Source organism: Coxiella-like endosymbiont of Rhipicephalus sanguineus (assembly GCF_018687865.1).
The window spans coordinates 1-3,032 of the sequence record NZ_NIQB01000056.1; the positions used below are offsets into that span (position 1 = coordinate 1).

Consider the following 3,032-nt stretch of genomic DNA (forward strand, 5'->3'; position numbering starts at 1 on the left):
TCAGCAAATCGTATAATAACTTCAGTTGCTGCCATTTCTAAATTCAACGGTACTGTCAATTGCCTTTTCAAATTACGCACATCATCATCTTGAATATGACGTCGATCTTCCCTCAAATGTAGAGTAATGGTATCAGCGCCTGCTTCAACTGCAATTAAAGCTGCTTCAACCGGATCCGGGTAGTGAGTTTTACGCGCTTGGCGCAATGTGGCCACATGATCGATATTTATACCTAAAAGAACCATAGCATCTCCTTTTAAATCAATATACTCCTTTATCGTAATAATTCCCGAGTTTTAAGGGGGATTTTTCCAAGTAATCTTCCTAGAGCCAATCGCATCAGGCGCTTCATTTCTTTAAGCAGTTCCACATTGGAGAATACTTCTTCTCGTAAAGCAAGTAAACTTTTTCCTGAAAACACATTTAATTCTCCACTCTTTTCACAGAGTAAAAATCCTCGCTCAGGGATATATTGATAAAATTGATCCTCTTCGAATGGCGTATTTCTTTTGACATCGTATCCTAAAGGCAGACCGTACCCCAGTTCCTCTAACAACCGTTTCTCAAAACTTCGTAAAGAAGCCTCTATGTGACCCTTCGATAATTGATCCAATGCATTTTGATAATCGGGAAATAAATAATAATCCGGATCGTCCGGATGTAATAAACGCAATACCAATTCATTTAAATAAAAACCGCATAATAAAGATTCACCTTCTAAAAGATAAGGCATTCCATTCAATTCCAAATCACCTAAAAATTTTAAATCTCCTCGTCCCGACCATGAAACAAGCAGAGGAAAAAATAATTCTAATCTACCTTTATAGCGTGATTTTAGCCCGCGAGCACTTCGCGCAAGAGCAGAAATTCGACCGTAATTTAGTGTTAACAATTCAAGGATTAAACTTGTATTTCTGTATGGCCATCGATGCAGGATAAAAGCAGGCTCCAAAACAATGCGATGTATCATTCCTCAAACCCCAGCTCTTTTAATAGACGCTCGCTATCAGACCAACCATTTTTGACTTTAACCCATAATTGTAGAAAAACTTTTTGCTTGAATAATCTTTCTATATCAATACGCACAGTTGTGCCAATTTTTTTAAGTCGCTCTCCCTCTTTCCCTATCACAATTCCCTTTTGTCCTTTTCGTTCTATCCAAATTGTAGCTGAAATACGAAGAATTTTTTCTTCCCGTTGGAACATTACCAGCGTAACCGCCAACGAATAAGGAATTTCTTGACCCAATGACCGAATGAGTTTTTCACGAATTATTTCAGCTGCCAGGAACTGATCGCTACGATCGGTAACTTGTTCAGGTGGAAAATAAAAGGGTGATTCCAGCATTTGATCATTAATTTTTTGCTCCAAAACTCCTATTTGATCGCCAGTTTTTACAGAAAGAGGAATAATTTCTTTAAACAAATACAAGGAAGAAACTTTTTCAATTAAAGGCAATAATTCTGAATGGGCTTGATTTGATCTGTTTTATTAATAATCAGAAAAACCGGCGTCTCAATATTTTGAAGCTGTTTTAAAACCCAAGTATCGCGTTCATCCCAATGAGGCTCGATAACAAAAAGAATGAGTCAACGTCCTGCAACGCTTGCCGGGCAATACGATTCATATAACGGTTTATCATTCGAGGAGTATCTGAATGTAAACCTGGCGTATCAACATAAATAACTTGAATATTTTTAAAGGTTTTAACACCCAGGATTCGATATCGAGTGGTTTGAGGCTTTCGCGAGGTAATACTTAATTTGTAGCCTAAAATTTGGTTGAGTAATGAGGATTTACCCACATTAGGCCGACCAATAATAGCAGCATGACCGCAATAAGTAACATTCTTATTCATCTACCAATTCCAGAAAACGTAAAGCAGTAATTTGTTCTGCTCGTCGGCGTGTGGTACTGATACCTTCTGTTTTATAAGGCAGGCCCTGAACATGACAAATGGCCGTAAAGGTTTGAGCGTGCGCTTCTCCGCTAACCTGCACTTCATAAATGGGAAAGGATAGTTTGCGAGCTTGTAACCATTCTTGCAGGCGAGATTTAGGATCTTTTTGGGGAGTTAATTTGGATAAGTCATCCACCCGCTTGCCATACCAATGTAACAAGCAACGACGGCATTTTTCTAATCCAGCATCAAGATAAATGGCACCAACTACTGCCTCCAAAGCATCTGCCAAAATTGATGGTCGCGTCCCTCCACTTTTACGTTCACCCGCCCCCAAGCGTAAATTGTCACTTATCCCTAAATATATCGATAATTGTGATAACACTTCGCCGTTAACAACAGAAGCACGCATTCGACTCAATTCTCCTTCCCGAGCTTGGGGATGACGCTGATACAATTCCGATGCAATAATAAATCCCAAAACAGAATCTCCTAAAAATTCTAAGCGTTCGTTATTGTGAGCCCCCACACTACGGTGACTTAATGCCGTTCGTAACAGTCCAATATTATTAAATTGATGTCCTAAATGTTGCATCAACTCATCAAGCTTACTCATGCAATTTTTCCTAGAAATAAAAGCAAAATCGCTTATTGCAACCCATTTCTAATACGTGTCCCCACCGAATGGATTTATTTAAGGAATCCCAACTGAGCCAAATTCCAAACGCCTTATCAATTAAATTTTTTTCTGGAACAAACCTCCATTGACGACTGTCATCACTGTTATCTCGGTTGTCACCCATCATAAAATAATGTCCCAGAGGAACGACTAAATCGTAATTTTCGCTTTCTCCATCAGCTGGTTGCACATAAATTTTATATTTAATGCCGTTAAGATCTTCTTCTTTTACATATACGAGTCGCTGATATCTCCATGAATTTGTATCATTCGCGGCATAGAAGAATTTTTGCTTTTGTTTCTTGCCATTAATATAAAGTTCCTTGTTTTTATGAATGATATGATCACCGGGAAATCCAATAACACGCTTAACAAAAACAATTGTGAGATTTTCAGACCAGCGAAATAAAACGATTTGACCTCGTTTTAGCTCACCAATAAGTAAGATTTTTT

At 38.3% G+C, this 3,032-nt stretch carries 4 protein-coding genes and 1 pseudogene; all 5 read right to left on the bottom strand.

Annotated elements, in window-relative coordinates; translation table 11 throughout:
* The coding region (locus B1F79_RS03315) for a pyridoxine 5'-phosphate synthase (RefSeq protein ID WP_251365988.1) at nucleotides 1–245 on the bottom strand (245 nt) is incomplete at its 3' end.
* 29 nt (nucleotides 246–274) lie between these two features.
* Nucleotides 275–970: a DNA repair protein RecO gene (recO, locus tag B1F79_RS03320; RefSeq protein ID WP_251365989.1), complete on the bottom strand. Its 696-nt coding sequence runs from the start codon at nucleotides 968–970 to the stop codon at nucleotides 275–277.
* Nucleotides 967–1,858 (bottom strand): annotated as a pseudogene (era, locus tag B1F79_RS03325) (GTPase Era). Before era ends, recO begins: the two are co-directional and overlap by 4 nt.
* Nucleotides 1,851–2,516 (bottom strand): ribonuclease III, encoded by a 666-nt coding sequence (gene rnc / locus B1F79_RS03330; RefSeq protein ID WP_251365990.1) that lies wholly within the window; start codon nucleotides 2,514–2,516, stop codon nucleotides 1,851–1,853. The pseudogene era and the gene rnc overlap by 8 nt, the downstream one beginning before the upstream one ends.
* A 10-nt stretch (nucleotides 2,517–2,526) precedes the next feature.
* Nucleotides 2,527–3,032: signal peptidase I (gene lepB, locus B1F79_RS03335; RefSeq protein WP_251365991.1), on the bottom strand; the 506-nt coding region annotated here is incomplete at its 5' end.